The 4,518-nt window shown below is 46.3% G+C and carries 5 protein-coding genes and 1 pseudogene; 4 read left to right on the top strand and 2 right to left on the bottom strand.

From position 1 onward, the window contains the following. Nucleotides 1-218: 218 nt before the first annotated feature. On the bottom strand, nucleotides 219-395 hold the full coding sequence (locus PX482_RS03510) for a hypothetical protein (protein WP_158499364.1): 177 nt from the start codon (nucleotides 393-395) through the stop codon (nucleotides 219-221). Between PX482_RS03510 and PX482_RS03505 the strand changes: the two genes are divergently transcribed. The 3 genes from PX482_RS03505 (at nucleotide 381) to PX482_RS03495 (ending at nucleotide 3,190) form a co-directional block, all read left to right on the top strand. After that, on the top strand, nucleotides 381-545 hold the full coding sequence (locus PX482_RS03505; protein WP_288027298.1) for a hypothetical protein: 165 nt from the start codon (nucleotides 381-383) through the stop codon (nucleotides 543-545). The genes PX482_RS03510 and PX482_RS03505 overlap by 15 nt on opposite strands. 261 nt (nucleotides 546-806) lie before the next feature. Beyond that, the gene (gene glmS, locus PX482_RS03500) at nucleotides 807-2,708 is read left to right on the top strand and encodes a glutamine--fructose-6-phosphate transaminase (isomerizing) (RefSeq protein ID WP_012265785.1); all 1,902 of its coding nucleotides are present in this window, start codon (nucleotides 807-809) and stop codon (nucleotides 2,706-2,708) included. A 164-nt stretch (nucleotides 2,709-2,872) separates the two neighbouring features. Beyond that, the gene (locus PX482_RS03495; RefSeq protein WP_002756874.1) at nucleotides 2,873-3,190 is read left to right on the top strand and encodes a DUF3067 family protein; all 318 of its coding nucleotides are present in this window, start codon (nucleotides 2,873-2,875) and stop codon (nucleotides 3,188-3,190) included. 173 nt (nucleotides 3,191-3,363) lie between these two features. Here PX482_RS03495 and PX482_RS03490 read toward each other — a convergent pair whose 3' ends face one another. Continuing rightward, nucleotides 3,364-4,101 carry a PEP-CTERM sorting domain-containing protein gene (locus PX482_RS03490; protein WP_288027300.1) on the bottom strand — a complete coding sequence of 246 codons (738 nt, stop codon included), beginning with the start codon at nucleotides 4,099-4,101 and terminating at the stop codon, nucleotides 3,364-3,366. A gap of 243 nt (nucleotides 4,102-4,344) precedes the next feature. On the opposite strand from PX482_RS03490, the pseudogene PX482_RS03485 reads away from it, so the two are divergent. Then, a pseudogene (locus PX482_RS03485) lies at nucleotides 4,345-4,518 on the top strand (IS1634 family transposase); the annotation flags it as partial.

The following is a 4,518-nucleotide window of genomic DNA, read 5'->3' as shown; positions in this document are numbered from 1 at the left end:
TGGGACGGGCAATATCGTGAGATTTACATCAACGAATCAGAGACGGTTCCGTTGATTGGGATGCAGCTATTACGAGGATACGATTTGCGAATTCAGGCAATTGAGGGTGGTTTAGTTACGATCGAAGCGTTGAAGTAGAGTGCGATGCTGAAGGCACTGGGTAACAGTACGCCATCGCTGTAGCAACGTGAAAGCTAGAATATATTAAGCCCTATACGTTAGATGTTGTCTATGATACGGTGATTTGGTTCTGGGTTGGTTCCCATGCAGAGTACGATATGCTGCTGGAGCAATTGTAGTGCGATGCCGAAGGCACTGCGTAGTGCGATCTTGTAGGGTGCGTCCCCTAATCTGGCTCCCACTGCTCCACCGATCGATTTTTGGGAACGCACCATGCCCACTCAAAATCGGTAAAACCCTACACCCTACACCCCACACCCTGCCCCCACGAAAAACTTTTTGCCGCAAACCCTAATCAATTAACGCTCATTCTTAATTCTCCTGGCTACTGGCTCCTTACTCCTCACCTAAAGGAAGATTTTTGATTTTTGCAAGAGGTCTCTTGTTTGAGTATGGGACTGACTTCTTTGCTTCAGGATCAAATCCCGTCAGTACCGCTCGCTCAATCCTTGACGGGGTGAGCTTTTCCAACTCTTTGACCCCATCTTGCTCCCAAAAATGAGCGAAGGATGAGTCCCATTAGAGGAAACTTTGCCCTTACCAGTGCGTCTTTAGCCTCTAAGCAAACAAGTGTCACGCTTGCGATAGAATAGATCGGACTTAGCCTAAATGGGGTCAGGGAAAGAATGTGCGGAATTGTTGGCTATATCGGAACCCAAACAGCGATCGATATTCTCCTAGCTGGTTTGGAACGTTTAGAATATCGGGGTTATGATTCGGCAGGAATTGCCACAATTCTCGAAGGTGAATTACATCGAGTCCGCGCCCAGGGAAAACTCTACAATCTGCGGGAAAAATTAGAACAGGAAGTTAATCCCTCCCAAATTGGCATCGGTCACACCCGTTGGGCAACCCACGGCAAACCCGTAGAAAGTAATGCCCATCCCCACACCGATAATAGTCAACGGGTGGCAGTGGTACAGAATGGCATTGTCGAAAATTTTCAGGTATTAAGAACAGAATTAAAGGAAAAAGGCTGCATATTTGACTCGGAAACCGACACAGAAGTTATTCCCCATCTAATCGCCAGTTATCTACCCAAACCTACCGATGAAGACTACTTGGGGGTGAGTCCTTTCCTCAAGGCAGTTTTAAGGGCAATTGAACGTTTGGAGGGGGCCTTTGCCCTAGGGGTGATTAGTCCCGATTATCCCGATGAATTGATTGTCGTGCGGCAACACGCCCCTTTAATCATCGGTTTTGGTCAAGGGGAGTTTTTCTGTGCCTCCGATGTTAGTGCTTTGGTTCCCCATACCCGGGCGGTGCTGTCCCTGGATAATGGCGAAATCGCTCGGTTAACACCCTTGGGAGTAGAAATTTATAATTTTGAGGGCAAAAGAGTCCGTAAAAGCCCCAGAGTCCTCGATTGGAGTCCGACGACCGTAGAAAAACAGGGTTATCGTCACTTCATGCTCAAGGAAATCTACGAACAACCCGGAGTGGTGCGCGACTGTTTAGGAACCTATCTGCATCCCCATTGGACAGCACAAAATGAGGATAATGTCAACCCGATAAATATTAATTTTTCTGAAGAAATTTACGATAATTTAGAACATATTCAGATTTTAGCCTGTGGAACCAGTTGGCACGCTAGTTTAGTCGGTAAATACTTGATCGAGCAGTTGGCAGGTATTCCCACCAGGGTACAGTACGCCTCGGAATTTCGCTATGCACCCACGCCCCTGATGCCCAATACTTTAACTATCGGGGTGACGCAATCGGGGGAAACAGCCGACACTTTAGCGGCTTTGGAAACGGAAAAACAGCGTCGTTTAGGATTAGAAAAAAAATATCAGGCCCGGATTATCGGTATTACTAATCGCCCCGAAAGTACCCTAGCACAAATGGTCGATCAGATTATTAATACCCAAGCAGGAATCGAGATCGGGGTGGCGGCAACTAAGAGTTTTACGGCACAATTATTGGGTTTTTATCTCTTAGCTTTGGATTTATCCTATCGTCGTCAAACTTTGTCTTTAGAGAGAATCGAGGAAATTATTAATGGAATGCGATCGCTGCCAAGATCGATCGAAACTGTCTTAGAAACACAGGAAAAAGCGATCGAAGAATTGGCCCATGAATTTAATGACACCCAAGACTTTATTTTCTTGGGACGGGGGATTAATTTCCCCATTGCCTTAGAAGGGGCCTTAAAACTCAAAGAAATCAGTTATATTCATGCGGAAGGCTATCCAGCCGGAGAAATGAAACACGGACCAATCGCGCTTTTAGATGCAAAAGTTCCCGTAGTAGCGATTGCTATGCCGGGGATAGTTTATGATAAGGTTCTCTCCAATGCACAGGAAGCAAAAGCAAGGGATGCGCGATTATTGGGAGTAGTTGCCGACAGCGATACGGAAGCGCCAAAAGTCTTTAATGATTTGTTGTATGTGCCGGAAATTGAAGAATTATTATCGCCAATTCTAACAGTAATTCCCCTACAATTGCTCTCCTATCATATCGCAGCCCGTCGCGGTTTAGACGTGGATCAGCCGCGCAATTTAGCCAAAAGTGTCACAGTGGAGTAAAGTTCAACAGGTTGAAACTATCCGATCAAGTGGAGATATCTGATCGTTGTGCTTTGCTGTTCTATGTTGTTCAGGTTTCATCCCTTCGGTAAAACCGAGGGTCCTCCCCTGACATTTGTGATAAAATCAAGAGGCCGACTGACATCTGAGAAGCGATAGCAACCATGACGGGTGTGGACTTACAGCAATTATTACTAGAAAAATGGGGTCGTTCCTACGATATCCAGCTACGACGCATCAAAGATAAGGTTCATGTCCAGGTAATGTGGAAATATCTCGAACAAGCTTCTTTTCCCCTCTCCGAGTCTGAATATCTGGAACATCTCAATGCGATCGCTAATTATCTCCACGAATGGGGTGGTTTTAGTCAATTTCAAGCTTTTATCCGCGAAACCCGCGAGCGTCCCCGTCTCGGTAAAGCGGTTAGTCTGGCCCTAGATTTAGGTGAAAGGGCCTCGGAATGGCTGATCAGTGATCAGTGATCAATTATCAGTGACCAGTGGGATTGTTAAGTGAACAGTATACTGCATTTAAATTGCGTATTGGATATTTTAATACAAATGCTCGAACCCCCCACTCCCCCATCCCCTTCTCTAGACACAAAAAAAGGCGTTAAGCTTAACCTTAACGCTTGCTTTTGATTCAATGGCAGTGACTAGCTCTTGCGACGAGCGAAAGCACCAACACCAGCAACGGCTAAGATACCGAGGATAGCAGAAGGTTCGGGGGTTTTAACAATGGATTTTTGTCTGAAATCGTTGGTGATACTGTTAAGTGATCCGTCAACATCAGAGACAGAGAAAGTGTTTCTGACGTAAAGTTTCAGGATATTCGGAGCAATTGGAACCGTTAGGCCAGGAGAGCCAGTGCCACCAATACTAGAGCTTTTGGCCTCCGAGGTTCCGACCAAACTCGACCCGCCGAAAGCATCTGACCAAACCGTCTGGTTCAGAGAGACACCGGAGTCAGTCTGGCCAGTTGTGGTATAGCCAGCGCTGAATGCTTCGAACATCTTCGTCAAAAGTTCGTTGTCGGGAGTGTCGGGGTCATCAACGATCTCGATCGTGTAATCTATGACATAAACGCCACTTAAACTGGTCAGAGGGTTAGCTGGGGTGAAGGTGAAGGTGTGCAAATCGCCCAAGGGCAGCACGGTTTCCGTAATGGTCAGAAAATTGCCCGGGCTATTTATACCACTGCCAGATGAGTTGATGTGTGTAAACAACTTGTCCCCTTTCCGGCAAGGATTGTCCTTGAAATTGTTGAAACTTTGTGGGAAACAATCCACCGCCTGCGCTTGGACGGGGGCAGTATTGGCAAAGCCGAAAGCGGCAACGCTGCCAGCGATAGCAAGAGCGCCAGTGGTTAGTCGTCTAGAGATGTTTGTGATCATTTTAAGTGGTTTGTTACTTTTTATTAGGGCAAAGTACGGATACTACGCACTCTAGTATAGTTATAACCTCGGCCAGATGAAATGTCAAGTTATTGACATCCTCGCCGCCCTAAAAGTGCGGCGATTCCTAAACCTCACGATTTAAGTTTCTGCTTCCACCACCGTCGCATAAGCTAAACGGCGCTTAACCTGCATGATCCAACAGCTATAACCCTTTTGGAGTCTATATCGGTGATCCGAAGTAAAAGCCGTTTAGCTTACTCCCGCGACCGAAGACCTGACTTGAAACAATTTATGATTGACTTAATCGTAAGTGGGGATGGAGATGTACCTTTATTCCTGAAAGTAGGTGACGGAAATGAAGCAGACAAAGCGGTTTTTGGTCAAATCGCCCGAGAATTTCAAAAACAAGTTGAC

It is taken from the genome of Microcystis sp. M53602_WE12, from assembly GCF_030065455.1.
Lineage (GTDB): Bacteria > Cyanobacteriota > Cyanobacteriia > Cyanobacteriales > Microcystaceae > Microcystis > Microcystis aeruginosa.
This window is presented reverse-complemented; position numbering and strand designations above follow the sequence as displayed.